19 protein-coding genes are annotated in these 15,812 nt (G+C 65.8%); 9 read left to right on the top strand and 10 right to left on the bottom strand.

From position 1 onward, the window contains the following. Nucleotides 1-9 precede the first annotated feature (9 nt). A complete protein-coding gene (locus D6M19_RS23055; RefSeq protein WP_123027596.1) occupies nt 10-765 on the bottom strand; it encodes a PIG-L deacetylase family protein in 756 nt (251 codons plus the stop codon). A 60-nt stretch (nt 766-825) separates the two neighbouring features. On the opposite strand from D6M19_RS23055, the gene D6M19_RS23050 reads away from it, so the two are divergent. The 3 genes from D6M19_RS23050 to D6M19_RS23040 are packed head-to-tail and all read left to right on the top strand — an operon-like array spanning nt 826 to nt 2,897. Then, nucleotides 826-1,518: an HAD family hydrolase gene (locus D6M19_RS23050; RefSeq protein ID WP_123027672.1), complete on the top strand. Its 693-nt coding sequence runs from the start codon at nt 826-828 to the stop codon at nt 1,516-1,518. A 9-nt stretch (nt 1,519-1,527) separates the two neighbouring features. Further along, nucleotides 1,528-1,989 carry a nitroreductase family deazaflavin-dependent oxidoreductase gene (locus D6M19_RS23045; RefSeq protein ID WP_123027595.1) on the top strand — a complete coding sequence of 154 codons (462 nt, stop codon included), beginning with the start codon at nt 1,528-1,530 and terminating at the stop codon, nt 1,987-1,989. Further along, nucleotides 1,986-2,897 carry a 1,4-dihydroxy-2-naphthoyl-CoA synthase gene (locus D6M19_RS23040; protein ID WP_123027594.1) on the top strand — a complete coding sequence of 304 codons (912 nt, stop codon included), beginning with the start codon at nt 1,986-1,988 and terminating at the stop codon, nt 2,895-2,897. The genes D6M19_RS23045 and D6M19_RS23040 overlap by 4 nt, the downstream gene beginning before the upstream one ends. Nucleotides 2,898-2,964: 67 nt before the next feature. Here D6M19_RS23040 and D6M19_RS23035 read toward each other — a convergent pair whose 3' ends face one another. Both D6M19_RS23035 and D6M19_RS23030 read right to left on the bottom strand, forming a co-directional pair. Beyond that, on the bottom strand, nt 2,965-3,930 hold the full coding sequence (locus tag D6M19_RS23035; protein ID WP_268812330.1) for a TerC/Alx family metal homeostasis membrane protein: 966 nt from the start codon (nt 3,928-3,930) through the stop codon (nt 2,965-2,967). Nucleotides 3,931-4,164: 234 nt separating this feature from the next. Continuing rightward, nucleotides 4,165-4,674: a pyridoxamine 5'-phosphate oxidase family protein gene (locus D6M19_RS23030; protein ID WP_123027593.1), complete on the bottom strand. Its 510-nt coding sequence runs from the start codon at nt 4,672-4,674 to the stop codon at nt 4,165-4,167. Nucleotides 4,675-4,729: 55 nt separating this feature from the next. On the opposite strand from D6M19_RS23030, the gene D6M19_RS23025 reads away from it, so the two are divergent. Together D6M19_RS23025 and D6M19_RS23020 are read left to right on the top strand one after the other, a co-directional pair. Beyond that, complete coding sequence (locus D6M19_RS23025) at nt 4,730-5,614, top strand: SDR family oxidoreductase (RefSeq protein ID WP_123027592.1); 885 nt, start codon at nt 4,730-4,732, stop codon at nt 5,612-5,614. 44 nt (nt 5,615-5,658) lie between these two features. Next, nucleotides 5,659-6,030: a VOC family protein gene (locus D6M19_RS23020; protein ID WP_123027591.1), complete on the top strand. Its 372-nt coding sequence runs from the start codon at nt 5,659-5,661 to the stop codon at nt 6,028-6,030. A 41-nt stretch (nt 6,031-6,071) separates the two neighbouring features. Here D6M19_RS23020 and D6M19_RS23015 read toward each other — a convergent pair whose 3' ends face one another. Genes D6M19_RS23015 through D6M19_RS23005 form a run of 3 tightly spaced genes read right to left on the bottom strand, consistent with a single transcriptional unit; the run spans nt 6,072 to nt 7,952 of the window. Then, nucleotides 6,072-6,374, bottom strand: coding sequence for a DUF3349 domain-containing protein (locus D6M19_RS23015; RefSeq protein WP_164478641.1), 303 nt, complete (start codon nt 6,372-6,374; stop codon nt 6,072-6,074). Nucleotides 6,375-6,387: 13 nt separating this feature from the next. Further along, nucleotides 6,388-6,672, bottom strand: coding sequence for a hypothetical protein (locus tag D6M19_RS23010; protein ID WP_123027589.1), 285 nt, complete (start codon nt 6,670-6,672; stop codon nt 6,388-6,390). 32 nt (nt 6,673-6,704) lie between these two features. Next, entirely contained in the window at nt 6,705-7,952 is a 1,248-nt protein-coding gene (locus tag D6M19_RS23005; protein ID WP_123027588.1) for an inorganic phosphate transporter, read from the bottom strand. Nucleotides 7,953-8,179: 227 nt separating this feature from the next. Here D6M19_RS23005 and D6M19_RS23000 point away from each other — a divergent pair, with 227 nt between their 5' ends. From D6M19_RS23000 to D6M19_RS22990, 3 genes are read left to right on the top strand one after another with little or no spacing between them, the layout of a single operon-like run. Then, nucleotides 8,180-8,482, top strand: a complete 303-nt coding sequence (locus D6M19_RS23000; protein ID WP_123027670.1) for a DUF3349 domain-containing protein — start codon at nt 8,180-8,182, stop codon at nt 8,480-8,482. After that, complete coding sequence (gene menE / locus D6M19_RS22995) at nt 8,479-9,627, top strand: o-succinylbenzoate--CoA ligase (protein WP_123027669.1); 1,149 nt, start codon at nt 8,479-8,481, stop codon at nt 9,625-9,627. Before D6M19_RS23000 ends, menE begins: the two co-directional genes overlap by 4 nt. A 14-nt stretch (nt 9,628-9,641) precedes the next feature. After that, complete coding sequence (locus tag D6M19_RS22990; protein WP_123027587.1) at nt 9,642-10,154, top strand: hypothetical protein; 513 nt, start codon at nt 9,642-9,644, stop codon at nt 10,152-10,154. Nucleotides 10,155-10,166: 12 nt separating this feature from the next. Here the strand turns inward: D6M19_RS22990 and D6M19_RS22985 are convergent, their stop codons facing one another. Further along, a complete protein-coding gene (locus tag D6M19_RS22985; protein WP_123027586.1) occupies nt 10,167-12,674 on the bottom strand; it encodes a glycogen/starch/alpha-glucan phosphorylase in 2,508 nt (835 codons plus the stop codon). Nucleotides 12,675-12,753: 79 nt separating this feature from the next. Between D6M19_RS22985 and D6M19_RS22980 the strand changes: the two genes are divergently transcribed. After that, on the top strand, nt 12,754-13,347 hold the full coding sequence (locus D6M19_RS22980; RefSeq protein ID WP_123027585.1) for a pyridoxamine 5'-phosphate oxidase family protein: 594 nt from the start codon (nt 12,754-12,756) through the stop codon (nt 13,345-13,347). A 31-nt stretch (nt 13,348-13,378) separates the two neighbouring features. Here the strand turns inward: D6M19_RS22980 and D6M19_RS22975 are convergent, their stop codons facing one another. From D6M19_RS22975 to D6M19_RS22965, 3 genes are all read right to left on the bottom strand, one after another. Beyond that, the gene (locus tag D6M19_RS22975) at nt 13,379-14,143 is read right to left on the bottom strand and encodes an SDR family NAD(P)-dependent oxidoreductase (protein WP_123027584.1); all 765 of its coding nucleotides are present in this window, start codon (nt 14,141-14,143) and stop codon (nt 13,379-13,381) included. Nucleotides 14,144-14,219: 76 nt separating this feature from the next. Beyond that, nucleotides 14,220-14,810, bottom strand: a complete 591-nt coding sequence (locus D6M19_RS22970; RefSeq protein ID WP_123027583.1) for a TetR/AcrR family transcriptional regulator — start codon at nt 14,808-14,810, stop codon at nt 14,220-14,222. Nucleotides 14,811-14,849: 39 nt separating this feature from the next. Continuing rightward, complete coding sequence (locus tag D6M19_RS22965; protein ID WP_123027668.1) at nt 14,850-15,695, bottom strand: GNAT family N-acetyltransferase; 846 nt, start codon at nt 15,693-15,695, stop codon at nt 14,850-14,852. Nucleotides 15,696-15,812 lie beyond the last annotated feature (117 nt).

The raw sequence follows: 15,812 nt of genomic DNA, 5'->3' as shown, positions 1-15,812 counted from the left end.
GAAACCGGCTCAGAGGAAGACGATCTCCCCCAGCGCCATCTGCCGCTCGACGACCTCCGGGGTCAGCAGCGGCGGCCCGTCGCCGCGCTCCAGTTGGCTGGCGAAACACCGCATCGCTTCCGCCTTGGCGGCGAGATCGCCCGGCGTCAGCTCGATGCGTCTGGCCCCATGCCACGGCACAGCCGGGTCATCAGGAATTGCCCAGTGCCACATCCATATCGGGTACTCGAGGAACCGCACACCGGCGCGCTTGGCGGCGTCTGCTGCGGCACGTCCTGTCGCCTCATGGTCGGGGTGCCCGTCACCGCGCCACGTCGCGGCGCACCACGTTCCGCGGTCGAAGCCGGCCAGCATCACGCCGAGCCGGGCGCTCAGCCTGCGTTCGTGACGCGCGACCTCGCCGTCGGGGATGCGTAGGAATACCGGCGTCGGCAAGCCAAGGGCCTTCGCGGCGTCGGCGAGTTCATGCCGGCGCAACTTCGCCAATTCCTTCCGATCGCCGCCGTCGTCCGGGTACGCCGCCTCACCGTCGGTCACCGCGACCACCTGCACGGTGACTCCGCGACGGCTGAGCATCGCGGCGGTGGCACCCAGGCCCAACGTCTCGTCGTCGGGATGCGCAGCGACCAGGAACAGCGTGCGGCAGTCCTCGACGTCCAGAGCCGCAAAGTCGCGCCGCCACTGCGTCCACGCCTCGACCGGGGTGCCGCCCTCGTCGATCGGCCGCGCCGCCAAGCGCGCACTATTGCTGGTCGGCTCGGTCACGGGGGTGGAGTAGCCGGTGCCGTGAATTCCACACGCGCGACCCGTGACAGGATTTCCGTCATGCAGGTACGTGCCGTCTTGTTCGACTACTCGGGCACGCTGTTCCGGCTCGAAGAGGACGACAGCTGGTTTGCGGGCATGACGGTCGAGGAGCGCGAGGTCGACGGGCACGTTCAGGCCGAGCTGATGCGCCGACTCACCGCCCCTACCGGTCGCTCGGTCGAGATGACACCACAGGCCTACGAAGCGTGGGTCAACCGCGACCTGGCACCGCACCTGCACCGTGAGGCGTACCTGCATGTGCTGCGCAGGTCGGGAATGCCCGACGAACATGCCGTCACGCTGTACGAACGGGTGATCGACCCGATGTCGTGGACGGCGTACCCCGATACCGCCGAGGTGCTCAAGAGTCTTCATCGTCAAGGCATCAAGACCGCGGTCGTCTCCAATATCGCCTTCGACGTCCGGCCCGCGTTCGAGGCGATCGGCGCGGCCGACCACGTCGACGATTTCGTGCTGTCGTTCGAGGTCGGCGCGGTCAAGCCGTCCGCCGCGATCTTCCAGACCGCGTTGACACGGCTTGGCGCAATGCCCGAATACACGGTGATGGTCGGCGACAGCGAAGAAGCCGACGGCGGCGCGCGGGCCCTCGGTTGCGGGTTCTTGCTGGTCGATCCGTTGCCGACGGCGGAGCGGCCCCACGGCCTGCGCAGCGCGCTGACCGGGTACGGCGTCGACCTGGACAAGCAGTAGCGTCGCGGTATGTCCAACAGCGAGCGCATTCGGCCGCCGTGGTGGCTGAAATACGTCAACAAAGTCATGATCGGCGCGCAGCGGCTCGGTTTCGGGTTCGGCGGCAAGGGGCCGGTGATCCTGACGGTCCGCGGACGCAAATCGGGAAAGCTGCGTTCGACGCCGATCACCCCGATGGCCGTCGACGGCAAGCGGTACGTGCTCGGGGGGCTGCCCGGCGGCGACTGGGCCGCCAACGTGCGCGCCGCGGGTGTGGTCGAGCTGCGCCAGGGCCGAAGCACCGAACGCGTTCGGATGGTGGAGCTGCCACCCGATGAGGCGCGGCCATTGCTGCGGTTGTTCCCCACCGAGGTGCCGACCGGCGTGGGTTTTCTCAAGAACGCGGGCTTGGTGACCGGCCCCAACCCCGACGAGTACGAAGCACTGGCAGGCCGCTGCCCGGTCTTTCGTTTCGATCCGGTAAACGCATGAGCGAGAACCCTTTTGACGCCGCGCTCTGGCAGCCAGTCGCCGGTTTCGACCTGACCGACATCACGTATCACCGCCACGTCATCGACGGCGCACCGCAGCCGACCGTGCGGGTCGCGTTCGACCGGCCCGAGGTGCGCAACGCGTTCCGCCCGCACACCGTCGACGAGCTGTACCGGGTTCTGGACCACGCCAGGATGTCGCCCGACGTCGGCGTCGTGCTGTTGACCGGTAACGGGCCCTCGCCGAAGGACGGCGGCTGGGCATTCTGTTCCGGTGGCGATCAACGCATCCGCGGCCGCACCGGCTACCAGTACGCGGAAGGCGAGACCGCCGACACCGTCGACGTGGCCCGTGCGGGACGGCTGCACATCCTCGAGGTGCAGCGGCTGATCCGGTTCATGCCCAAGGTCGTCATCTGCCTCGTCAACGGGTGGGCCGCAGGCGGCGGGCACAGCCTGCACGTGGTCTGCGACCTGACCCTGGCCAGCCGCGAACACGCCCGGTTCAAGCAGACCGACGCCGACGTCGGCAGCTTCGACGGCGGTTACGGCAGTGCGTATCTGGCCAAACAGGTCGGCCAGAAGTTCGCCCGCGAGATCTTCTTCCTCGGCCGCCCGTACGACGCAGAGCAGATGCATGCGATGGGCGCGGTGAACGAAGTCGTCGACCACGCGGACCTGGAGACGGTGGCGCTGGACTGGGCCACCACGATCAACGGCAAGTCGCCGCAGGCCGTGCGGATGCTCAAGTACGCGTTCAACCTGACCGACGACGGGCTTGTCGGCCAACAGCTATTCGCCGGTGAGGCAACGCGATTGGCGTACATGACCGACGAGGCCGTCGAGGGCCGCGACGCGTTCTTGGAGAAGCGCGACCCGGACTGGAGCCCGTTCCCCCGCTACTTCTAGCGATTTCGGCGCGTTCTAGCGATTTCGGCGCGTTGACCGACGCTCAGCGCACGCGAGCGCGCCGAAATCACTCGGCTTCGGCGGCGCGGCGGGCGTCGCGGCTCGTCTTGAGCAGGCTGAGCACCGTCGTGATGGTCAACGTGGCGACGATGAACAGCAGCGACGTGACGATTCCGATCTCGGGCAGATGGAATGAGCCGACATGGTCGAGGCGGGAGTGGTGCAGCGCCTCGACGATGAGCTTGACGCCGATGAAGCCAAGCACGACGGCCAATCCCTTGCTGAGGTAGACGACCCTTTCCAGTAGGCCGCCGATCAGGAAGTAGAGCTGCCGCAGACCCATCAGCGCCAGCGCGTTGGCGGTGAAGATGATGTACGCGTCGTTGGTCAGCCCGAAGATCGCCGGAATCGAGTCGAGCGCAAACACGACGTTGGCGATGCCGATCGCGGCGATGACGATCACCAGCGGGGTGAACATCGGCCGCTTGCCGACACGGGTGACGAGCTTGCGCCCCTCGTAGTCGTCGCGCAGCGGCAGGATGCGATGCAGCAACCGCAACACGGGGTTCTTGCGGAAGTCAGGCTCGTCGTCGGAATCCTCGAGCGCCAACTGGATCGCGGTATAGACCAGGAAGCCGCCGAGGATGTAGAACACCCAGCTCCAGGCCGAGATCGCCGCGGCGCCCGCGAAGATGAACACCGCGCGGAAGACCAGCGACAACACGATGCCGATGTAGAGCACCTTGTCCTCGGCCAGCTCGGGCACCCCGAACCGGGCCATGACGATCATGAACACGAACAGGTTGTCGACGCTGAGGCTGTATTCGGTGATGTAGCCGGCGACGAACTCCTGGCCGCTGGAACCCGGCGCGAAGACGAAGAGCCCGACGGCGAACACCGCCGCGAGGCCGATGTAGATGAGGACCCAACGCACGGCGTCGCGGGTGGTGACCGTCCGCTGTCGCCGGCCGATGACCGCAAGGTCGAGGACCATGATCGCGACCAGCACCGCGACGGTGATGGCCCAAACCAAGGGGGATACGGCAGAAATCACGGTCGACCTCCGGACGGCATGACGCAACGGCCCGAAGGTCTCTTCCGCCCCTGGCCGTGGCCAGAGACCGGCACCGCCGGGTAGGCCGTTGGGCCTTCCGTGATGACGACGAGTGCCGCGGAGGAATACTCCCCTTCACGAACATGCAGAACGCTAGTCCACTGTCCAGAACTTGTCGCATCGGGGGTCTTCGTCTCGCCGAACGGACTTGGCCTAGAAGCGGAACGTCGTCTGGCCGTGCGGGGACTTCGCGAACGCCAGCACTTTGACGGGCGGCACGCGAAACACATGAGCGATATGACTGTCGCCGGTTTCGTCGCTGTGGCCGAAGCCGTCCTCGGCTGGCGTGAAATCCCAGTCGCCGTCGTACTTCTCGCGGATGGCGTCGGCGAGCTTCGTCAACCTTTCAACGCCGGTCACCCGTTGCGCGTCGCCCTCGACGACCACATCGAGCCCGTCGTTCCACGTGTTGACGCCCGTGGTGACAGCCACCGATGTCGACCCGTTGAGGTTCTGCGCCTTCTGCTCTTCTTGGCCGGTGCAGAACACGAACGTGTCGTCCACCCACGCCCCGACGAGCGGGGTGACGTGCGGCCGTCCGTCCCTGCGAACGGTCGTCAGCCAGTAGAGCTCGGCGGCCGTCAGCGCATCCCTGACCTGCTGCCAGCCGACGGCTTCGAAGGCTTCGCTGAAGCGGGTATCGAGCGTTCCGTTGATCGCCATACTCATACCGACCCTGCGACGGCGCACAACTCATCGCGGTCCATAGACTCCACGGGTGAGTAAGAGCCCGCTGCGGCGGCTGGCAAACGAGCTGGTGCTGGCCAGCATGCGACCACCGATCGCCCCCCAGTTGATGTTGTACCGGCCCGGCCAAGGCGACATCGACCTCGCAGGCAAGCGCATCCTGCTCACCGGCGCATCGTCGGGTATTGGCGAGGCGGCAGCGCTGAAGTTCGCCCGCCGAGGCGCCACCGTCGTCGTCGTCGCCCGCCGCAAGGACCTGCTGGACGGTGTGGCCGACCGGATCCTCTCCGACGGCGGCGACGCGCTGGCCATCGACTGCGACCTGGCCGACCTCGACGCCGTCGATGCGCTCGGCGCCCGCGTCGAGAAGGAGATCGGCGGCGTGGACATCCTCGTCAACAACGCGGGCCGGTCGATCCGCCGCCCGCTCGCCGAGTCGCTCGAGCGCTGGCACGACGTCGAGCGGACGATGACCCTCAATTACTACTCGCCGCTGCGGCTGATCCGCGCTATCGCGCCGGGCATGCTCGAGCGCGGCGACGGTCACATCATCAACGTCGCGACGTGGGGCGTATTCAGCGAATCCTCGCCGCTGTTCGCGGTTTACAACGCGTCGAAGGCGGCGCTGTCGGCGGTGAGCAGGGTCATCGAAACCGAGTGGGCGCACAGGGGCGTGCATTCGACGACGTTGTACTACCCGCTGGTGGCCACCCCGATGATCGCGCCGACGAAGGCCTATGCCGGGCTGCCCGCACTCACGCCCGCCGAGGCCGCCGACTGGATGGTGACCGCCGCCCGCACCCGGCCGGTGCGCATCGCCCCGCGGATGGCCGTCACCGCCAAAGCACTCGACACCGTCGCACCGGGCTGGCTCAACGCGCTGATGAAGCGGCAGCGACTGCAGCCGGGGGCATGACGCGCCTGTGCCGAATCCGGCACCCGACGTGATAGACCAGAGTCATGGAGATCCTCGCGAGCCGGATGCTCCTACGGCCCGCCGACTATGATCGCTCGCTGCGGTTCTACCGCGACCAACTCGGCCTGGCGATCGCCCGCGACTACGGGGCGGGCACCGTCTTCTACGCGGGCCAGTCACTGGTCGAACTGGCCAGCCACGGCGGGCCTAACGCCTCCGGCACGCTCTGGCTGCAGGTGCGCGACGTCTACGCCGCCGAGAAGGAGCTGGCCGACCGCGGGGTTCCCATCGTGCGGGAAGCTAGGCAGGAACCGTGGGGCCTGCACGAGATGCAGGTGGCCGATCCCGACGGCGTCACGCTGATCTTCGTGCAGGTGCCGGAAACCCACCCGCTGCGGCGCGACACCAGAAACTGAACGGCCCCCGGCTCATTGAGCCGAGGGCCGCCTGATTCAGGTCAGCGAGCGGCCGCCAGCGGCCAACCCACGGAGGCCAACCGCGCAGCGACCTGGTGGATCTCCTCCGGATTTGGCTCCGTTTCGATGACCCCTTGTACCGCGGTGCGGATCTCGTCCTCGGTCACCTCGTCGGAGTCGATTCCCTTGAGGACATGCTGGGCGGCCTTGACGACCTCGTCCTCGGTCAGCGACCGCTTCAACAGCGCGAGGAGCGCGAAGTAGTCCTTCGGCGGCACACCTTCGGGATAACCCTGGTGCAGCCACCCGAGGACGTTGTCCAGAACAGTCTGATTCTCGGTCATGATGCCTTTCGGGTCACTTCTTGGGCATGAAGGGGAACGGATCGAAACCGAAATGGTGGATGATCGTCGCCCTGGTGATCCAGGCGACGGCGGTGATGATCACCCAGCCGACGAAAACGAACAGGGCAATGCCGAGATACTTCATCGCCGGGTTGGACGAGTGGGTGGTGCCATCGGCCTCTGTGGCCCCTGCTCCGTTGGAGTAGGCGACCAGCCCGCCGGCGAAGACCGCGGGCAGGCCCGCGCCGAGGACGAGTCCAATAAGCAGCACCTTGAAGATGCTTTCGAAGTAAGTCATCGATCTTCCTTTGTTTCAGGGAGCGATCGCGGTCAGACCGCGGCCGTGTCCTTGGGCTCCTTGACGGCCGCGCGAACCTCGGCGGGAACCACGGAGTTGGTGGTCGCGTCCCAATCGGCGTTGACGTTGCTGCTGTCGACCTTCTGCTGCTGGGCACGCCACCAGATGTAGAACGACAGCGCACACAGGATGACGAAGATCAGACCGTCACCGGCGAGGTCGGAGCCGGTGAGCGACTCGACTCCGTGAGAGAGCCAGTAGGACAGCGCGCCCATGAGACCTGCGGCGGGCAATGTGATCAGCCATGCGACCGCCATGCGTCCGGCGACCGCCCACCGCACCTCAGCTCCGGGCTTGCCGACACCGCTGCCCAGGATCGAGCCCGTCGCCACGTGGGTGGTCGACAGCGCCATACCGGCGGCACTGGAGCTCAGGATGATTGCAGCCGACGACGCCTCGGCTGCGAAGCCCTGCGGGGACTCGATCTCGACCAGACCCTTCCCGAGGGTGCGAATCACCCGCCAGCCGCCGATGTAGGTGCCGAGACCGATAGCAAGCGCGCAGCTGAAGATGATCCAGAACGGCAGGCCCTGCTCCTTGACGTCGCCGGTGAGGTGCCCGGTGGTGATGAGCGCGAGCGCAATGACGCCCATCGTCTTCTGGGCGTCATTGGTGCCGTGCGACAACGCGACCAGAGAGGCGGTCGCGATCTGGCCCCACCGAAAGCCCTCTTCGCGCCGCTTCTGCACCACGTTGCGGGTGATCCGGTAAACCAGCCAGGTGCCGCACGCGGCGACAAGGCACGCGATCACCGGCGCGGCCACGGCGGGGATCAGCACCTTCGTTGTGACGCCGCTCCAGTTCACGCCGGCCGTGCCGAGCGCGGCGAGACCCGCGCCGATCAGGCCGCCGAACAGGGCGTGCGATGAGCTGGACGGAATGCCGAACAGCCAGGTGAGCAGGTTCCACAGGATGCCGCCGATGAGGCCGGCGAAGATGATCGTCAGGCCCATCGACGCATCGATATTCGGGATGAGAGCGCCGGTCTTGCTGTCCTGAACCTTCAGCACCGACGTCGTCACGGTGACCGCGACCTCGACCGACAGGAACGCGCCCACCAGGTTGAGGACTCCCGCGAGCAGGACGGCTGTTTTGGGCTTCAGCGCACCTGTGGCGATCGATGTCGCCATCGCATTGCCGGTGTCGTGGAACCCATTGGTGAAGTCGAATGCCAGTGCTGTTGCTATCAGCAGCACCAGGATGATCATCTCTGTGCTCATGGCGCCAATTCTGAGGGATTCTCAACGGATTTGGCCAGCCGCTAGCCACCCTAAGAGAGCCCTCCGAGCAGGCGCTTTGCCGAATCTGGCGATCTGTTCATTCACTGTTCACGTAGTGTCTCGGGGGCGTTCGTGTGCCACGGCGGCCCGGCATCGCCAAGACTGCGGATTTACTATCGTGCTCGTGGATGAAGGGCCGTCGGCCGCCGCCCGGAGGGGAGTTCACAGTGAACAATTTTCTCGCCAAGATCGTGAACTGGATTACCTCCGGATATCCCGAGGGGGTGCCCGGCCCGGATCGGGTGCCGCTGTTCGCGTTGATGAAGCAGCGGCTCACCGACGATGAGGTCAAGGCCGTCGCAGAGGGATTACTGACCCGCGGCGAGTTCGACCACGTCGACATCGGCGTGCTGATCACCCAGTTCACCGATGAACTGCCCAAGCCGGATGACGTCGAACGGGTGCGTGCCCGCCTGGCCGCTCACGGGTGGCCGCTCGACGACGCGCGAGACGCCGAGGAGACGGAATAGCCGCCCTCCGCCCCGTCCCCGTGCCGTCTGGACCGTCGGCGCTGTCGGTGCTGACCACTGTGGAGGCGGTGTTGGCCGGCCGCGAACCGGCGATGCTTCCCGTGCCCGCCGACGACGAACATCAAACCCGTTTGCTGACAACGTCATTGAGGGCCGGCGAGGATATCGACGACGACGTCGCAGTCGTGGTGTCGACGTCGGGAACGACGGGCACGCCGAAAGGAGCGATGCTGACAGCCGCGGCACTGACCGCCAGCGCGGATGCCACGCACCGGCGGCTCGGCGGCCCTGGGCGATGGCTGCTCGCGTTGCCGGCCCATCACATCGCGGGTCTGCAGGTGCTGGTGCGCAGTGTGGTCGCGGGCCGCGCGCCCGTCGCAGTCTCTGCACGGTTCGACGCGTCCGAGCTGCCCGCGGCGGTCTCGGCGATGGGGTCGGGCCGTCGCTACGCGTCGATGGTGGCTTCGCAATTGGACAAGGCGTTGGCCGATCCGTCGGCATCCGCTGCACTCGCCGAACTGGATGCGATCTTGATCGGCGGCGGACCGATGCCCGGACGTATTGCGGAAAGGGCTGCGGCGGCCGGACTTTCGGTGTTGCGGACATACGGTATGAGCGAGACGGCTGGCGGATGCGTGTACGACGGCGTTCCTCTGGACGGAGTGCGGGTACGTATCGATCCTGACGGCCGTATCGCCCTCGGCGGCGCCACCCTCGCAAAGGGGTATCGAAATCCGCCGGATCCGGACCCGTTCGCAGAGCCAGGCTGGTATGTGACCGACGACATTGGCGCCCTTGATGATTCGGGGATCCTCCGAGTTCTCGGTCGGACCGACGACGCGATCAGCACCGGCGGCCTGACTGTCTTTCCGCACCTCGTCGAGACCGCGCTGGCGTCGCATCCGCGGGTCGCCGACTGCGCGGTTTTCGGCGTCCCCGACGACAGTTTGGGTCAGCGGGTGGTTGCCGCCGTGGTGGCGGTCGACGGTTACCCGGCTCCGACACTGTCCGAATTGCGGACCCACGTGAAGACGACGCTGGCTCCGACCGCCGCACCGCGCCAGGTGCACATCGTCGATGAGCTGCCGCGACGCGGTATCGGCAAGGTGGACCGGAGGCGACTCGCCGCCCTCTTCGCCGATTGAGCTAACATCCGCAGATGATTCGCATATTCGCGGTGGCTGCGTGTCTGGTCGCCTGTTTCGGCTTCTCCGCGGCCGCGTCGGCGGATCCAGCAGAGCCCGACACCACGATCTACGCGATCGGCAAGTGCTACGACCCTAGCCAGCCTCCGGTGCAACGACCGGCATCCTTCGCATACAACTGCGACAAGACCGGCGTCATGCAGGACATGACGTGGAGCGCGTGGGGCTCCGACGGTGCGCGCGGTACCGGCACCGACAGCTCGGTCGAGTGCCAGCCGAACTGCGCGCAGGGCGCCACCCTGGTGAACCCCATTGTCGTGCACGCGTGGAACCCGGTGACATCGCCGACTGCCGCGTGCCCACAGGGCGTCAAGTTCTACTCCGACCTGACGATCGCCTATCCCAAGGGTGCGCCGCCGTGGATCAACCCGGGCACAACATGGTCTCCCGGAACCGATTTCGTGACCGTGGACGGCATGCCCGCGGTGCACTACTCGGAGCTGAACCCGACCTGCGAGCCTCTCTGACGGGCGAGAGGTTCATCGCTCCACTTTGACGGTGACTGGGCTTACGTTCCAGATCTCGTCGCAGTACTCCGCGATCGCCCGGTCCGAGGAGAACTTGCCGCTGCGTGCGGTGTTCAGAATCGACATCCGCGACCACGCGTCTCTGTCTTGCCAGGCCGCACTCACCCGATCCTGACACTCGACGTAAGACGCATAGTCCGCCAGCACCAGGAACGGGTCGTCGTAGCGCAGGTTGTCGACCAGCGGGCGGAACACCTCGGTGTCGCCGTGCGAGAAGTGTCCTCCGGCAATGAGATCGAGCACCGAGGCGAGTTCGGCGTTGGCTGCGATGTGATCCGCCGGGCGATACCCGTCGCGCTTGATCTGCTGCACCTGGTCTTCGGTCAAACCGAACAGGAAGAAGTTCTCCGCTCCCGCCTCTTCGCGGATCTCGACGTTCGCGCCGTCCAACGTGCCGATGGTCAGCGCGCCGTTCATCATGAACTTCATGTTGCCCGTACCGGAGGCCTCCTTGCCCGCGGTCGAGATCTGCTCCGACAGATTGGCCGCCGGATAGATCAGGTGCGCGTTCTGCACGTTGAAGTTCGGCACGAACGCGACCTTCATGAACCGGTTGACGTCGGGATCGAAGTTGATCATGTCGCCAACGGCGTTGATCAGCTTGATGATCCGCTTGGCCAGGAAGTAACCGGGCGCCGCCTTACCGCCGAAGATGAACGCGCGCGGGGCGAGTTCGAGGCGCGGATTCTGCTTCAACCGCAAATACTGCGTGACGATGTTGAGCACGTTCAGGTGCTGGCGCTTGTACTCGTGGATCCGCTTGACCTGAATGTCGAACATCCAGGTCGGGTCGAGTTCGACACCCGTTGATGCTCTCACGAAATCGGCCAACCGAGCTTTGTTGGCACGCTTGACGTCTCGCCACTGCTGACGGAACGCCGGGTCTTCGATGAACGACTCCAGGCCGCGTAACCGATCGAGGTGGGTCAGCCAACCGTCCCCGATTGTGCGGTCGAGCAGCCCGCGCAGGCCGGGGTTGGACAGCGCGAGGAAGCGACGCGGCGTCACCCCGTTGGTCTTGTTGGAGAACCGCTCCGGCCACATCTCGAAGAAGTCCTTGAGGACGCTGTCCTTGAGCAGTTCTGAGTGCAACGCGGCGACGCCATTGATCGCGTGGCTGCCGACGGTGGCTAGATACGCCATCTTGACGCTCTTGCCGCCCTCTTCGCCGATGATCGACATCCGCCGAACCCGGTCCTCATCGCCGGGAAACTTCGCCCTGACCTCATCGAGGAACCGGCTGTTGATCTCATAGATGATCTCGAGATGGCGGGGCAGGCACGCGCCGAACATGCCGAGTGGCCACTTCTCCAACGCCTCGGGCAGCAGTGTGTGGTTGGTGTAGCCGAAGGTCGCCACCGTGATCGCCCAGGCGTCGTTCCAGTCGAGCCGTCGTTCGTCGACGAGCAGCCGCATGAGCTCAGCGACGCCGATCGAGGGATGGGTGTCGTTGAGCTGCAATGCGAATCGCTCAGGCAGGTCGTGCACCGAGGCGTCGGCAAGGTCGTCCATGATGTGCAACACGTGCTGCAGCGAGCACGATACGAAGAAGTACTGCTGCAGCAGCCGAAGGTGCTTGCCCGCCTCTAGTTCGTCGTTTGGATAGAGCACCTTGGTCACCGTCTCGGAGGTGACCTCTTCCTCGACGGCCTTGTAGTAGTCGCCGGTGTTGAACGCGTCCAGCGCAAACGACTGAACGGCCCGCGCGCTCCACAGCGTCAGGACGTTGCACGTGTTCACGCCGTAGCCCTGTATCGGTGTGTCGTAGGCGACGCCCTCGATGACGCGGCCCGGGATCCATCGGACGCGTTGATTGCCCGCGTCGTCGCTGTAGAACTCCGTGTGCCCGCCCCAATTGACCGGGTAATGCACGTCGGGTTTGGCGATTTCCCACGGGTTACCGTTGGCCAGCCAGTTGTCGGTCTTTTCGACCTGCCAGCCGTCGTGAATCTCTTGGTCGAAGATGCCGAATTCATAGCGGATCCCGTAACCGATGGTCGGTCGCTCTAGCGTGGCCAGCGAGTCCAGATAGCAGGCCGCGAGGCGGCCTAGGCCGCCGTTGCCCAGGCCCGGTTCCTCCTCGCATGCCAGCACTTCGTCGTAGCCGACGCCGAGCCCCTCGAGTGCGGCGCGGGCCGCGTCCTCTATCCCGAGGTTGAGCACGTTGCTGCCCAGCTGAGGCCCCATCAAGAACTCAGCCGACAGATAGCAGGTGACCTTCCTGCCAAGGTCGAGGGACGTCTGCGTCGAGGCCACTCGGTTGTCCTGCATGCGGTCGCGAACGGCCAGCGCGGTCGCCCGATAGAAATGCTCCGGGCGCAGCGCAGCGGCGGGCCGGCCCACCGAGTAGCGCAGGTGGTCGACGATTCCGCGTCGCAACGCCTCGGCGGACAGGCCGGTACGGCTGCGTTCGTTCGTATCGGTTGGGGTGGCGGCGGGTGGACGGAGAAGGTCTGTCATCGGCGCAGCGTGCCATTTAATGACGTCGTGCAAATGAACTCCAGGCGAGCATGATGTAACGCGCCGTGAAGTCACCAGCATCGACGGCCTGCGGGAGATCGTCGGGCACCCCAACGACTATGTCGCGAGCAAGGTCGGCAAGCGGCTCTCCGCCGCGCATCAGGACTGGTTGGCGCACTCACCGCTGGGTTTCGTTGCGACGACCGACGCGCAGGGCCGCGTCGACGTGTCCCCGAAAGGTGATCCGCCCGGCTTCGTGCACATCATCGACGACACCACGATCGCCATTCCGGAGCGGCCGGGCAACAAGCGAGTCGACGGCTACCTCAACGTGCTGCAGCGCCCGCACGTGGGCACGCTGTTCCTGATTCCGGGCCGTGGCGACACCCTGCGAATCAACGGATCGGCGCGCATCCTCGCCGGCGCCGACTACTTCGACGAGATGGCCGTGCAGGCCAAGCGGCCCATCCTGGCTTTGGAGATCGACGTCGAAGAGGTGTTCTTCCACTGCGCCAAGGCATTTCTGCGGTCCGACGCATGGAACCCGGATAGCTGGGACCCGACCGCGGTGCCCAGCGTTGCGCAGCTCGCCAAGGCGATCAAGCAGGATATGAGCCTCGACGAACTGGAGAAGTACTACAGCGAGGAAAACTACCGCAAGCTGCTCTACTAGTCCCCCTCGCACCGCTCACGCGATTGAATGTTCAGATCTGGTTGATGCCGCCGTCGACCGGGATGTCGGCACCGGTGGTGAAACTGCTCAGATCCGACGCGAGGAACAGCGCGGCGTTCGCCACCTCTTCCGGCGTCCCGTAGCGCCCCATCGGAACGATGCTGCGCTGGTAGTTCTCGAACTGCTCTTCTGCGTTCGGCCCTGGAAACAGCATGCTCGCCAACACGGCGATACCTGGCGTATCGGTGGCGCCGGGGCTGACGGAGTTGACGCGAATCTTGCGATCCCGCAACTCACTTGCCCACGTCCTGGCGAACGAACGGATCGCCGCCTTGATCCCCCCGTAGACACTGATGCCGTCAGCCGCCCGGGCCGCCGTGGTCGACGCGTTGAGGATGATCGAGCCGCCGTCGTTCAGCAGAGGAAGGGCCTTCTGCACCGTGAACACGACGCCCTTGAAGTCGACGCCGAGTTGGTCGTCCAGTTGTTCCTCGGTGATCTCGCCGAGGGGTGCGGCCTCGAGGATCGCGGCGTTGGCGAACACCACGTCGACCCGGCGCCCGCTCGCTGCGACGGCGGCATAGAGCCGGTCGACGTCCTCGGGATCGCTGACATCGCCCTGCACTCCGGTGGCGTTGTCACCGAGTTCCTTTACCGCTGTTTCGAGTTCGGCCTGCCTGCGTCCGGTGATGAAGACGTGTGCGCCCTCGTCGATGAATCGTTTGGCGGTCGCAAATCCGATGCCGGTGCTGCCGCCGGTGATGACTGCCGTCCTGCCTTCGAGGAGAAGTGCCATTGTCGTGCCTCTTCCAGTTCTGGACCATTTGGTCAATAACAGGAGACACGAGAGTCCGCGGATATATTCCGCAGCACTAGCCGATCGGGATGAGGGACACCATCTCGTCGGCTGCGGCCTTCAGCTGCGCGGGTTTCGCCCCACCCTTGTGCAGGGCCTCCTGGCCGCGCATGAAGGCGAGAAGCACGCTCGCCAGAGCCTGAGGGTTCTGCTCGACGTCGACGGTCCCGTCGCGCTGCGCTTGTTCGATGCAGGCCACCAGTTCGTCGCGCCATGTCGCGTAGGCACGCTGCACCTTCTTCTCGACGGCGTCGTCGGTGGCGCCCAGCTCCGCGGCACTCTTGGCCATCAAGCAGCCGCGCCTGCCCTTGTCTGCGACAAGCGCTTTGGCCTGCCCCCGGATGTGACCGGCCAGCCGGTCGTAGGCGCTCAATTTCGGAGTGCGCAGGCTGGCACGGACTTCATCGAGTGACGACGAGATGTAGTCGTCGAGCGCCCGCAGGTAGAGGTTGTGCTTGTCGCCGAACGCACCGTAGAGGCTGCCCTTGCCCAGACCGGTGGCGGCCGTCAGATCGTCGACCGACGTTGCGGCATAGCCCCGCTCCCAGAACTCATCGCGGGCAGCCGCGACGACCTCGTCTTCATCGAATGTCCGGGGACGCGCCATGTCAGTACAGTACGTCCGTTCTGTAACGAATATTCCGAATCACTTGACGAGCACTGCCCGCGTGTAGAGCAGCTGGAACCCCTGCCTCTGCACGTTCTGCTGAGACTTCGATCCCGGTGCCGTGGTGACGACCGCGACGTCGCAGCCTGCCGCGGCGGCATCAGCAAGTCGGGTCGAAAGCAGGGCGGTCTGCACACCCTGCCTGCGATGCTCCGGCGCCGTCGCCGCCCCGATCAACTGCGCGACCCCGTCGGTGATCCGCAATCCGCCACCGCCCGCGACGACTCCGCCCCTCAGCGCGAGATAGGTCCGCGCGCCTGCCGCAACGAGATCGCGTTCGGCCCGCTCGACGGTCTCGCGGGGAAAGTCTTCGTGAGTGGCGACTCCTTGAGTGTCCGGGTGGGCGAACCCGTCGACCACCACCTCGAGCCAATCGTCGAGTTGGTCTTCTCCGCACTCACGGATTTCAATCCCTTCGAAAACCCGCGGCCTCGCGGCGGCGTCCAGCGACCTGCCGAGCACGTTCTCAAACGCGACAAGCCGGTAACCACGTCCGGTCAGCATCTGACCGATCTCGGGGTTCGCCAGGTTGGTCAGCTCCACCTGGGTGGGGGCTCCGCGGGCCGCGTATGCCCCTTCGATCTCGCCCATGAGGTCGTCGGCCGGCACCCCGCCGAAGCCGAGGCCGACGACCTTGTTGAACGGTGCGCCCTCCTCGCCGAAGCAGGCGAACCCACTTGCCACTGGTGTGACGAATGCGAGGTCGGGGTTTCGCCGAAGTGCGGCATCCGAGCCTGCGGCGATCAGCTGCGCTTCCGCAGTCTCGATGCGCGCGGCCAGTTCGGTGCCGCAGAAGAGAACGTCAGTCACGACGCCATCAGACATCACGCGGTCGCTCATCTGCCGCGAGGGTGCGCGGTTGTACGACGAAGCGCGGCGTGTCGGGTGCAAACACGCTCGCTCGCGGTGCGGGGCTCGCGGTGCGGGGCGGCGGGGCGGCGG

It is taken from the genome of Mycolicibacterium stellerae (genome assembly GCF_003719305.1).
Classification (GTDB): Bacteria; Actinomycetota; Actinomycetes; order Mycobacteriales; family Mycobacteriaceae; genus Mycobacterium; species Mycobacterium stellerae.
Note: the sequence above shows the minus strand (reverse complement) of the source record. Positions and strands in the feature narration are given on the sequence as shown.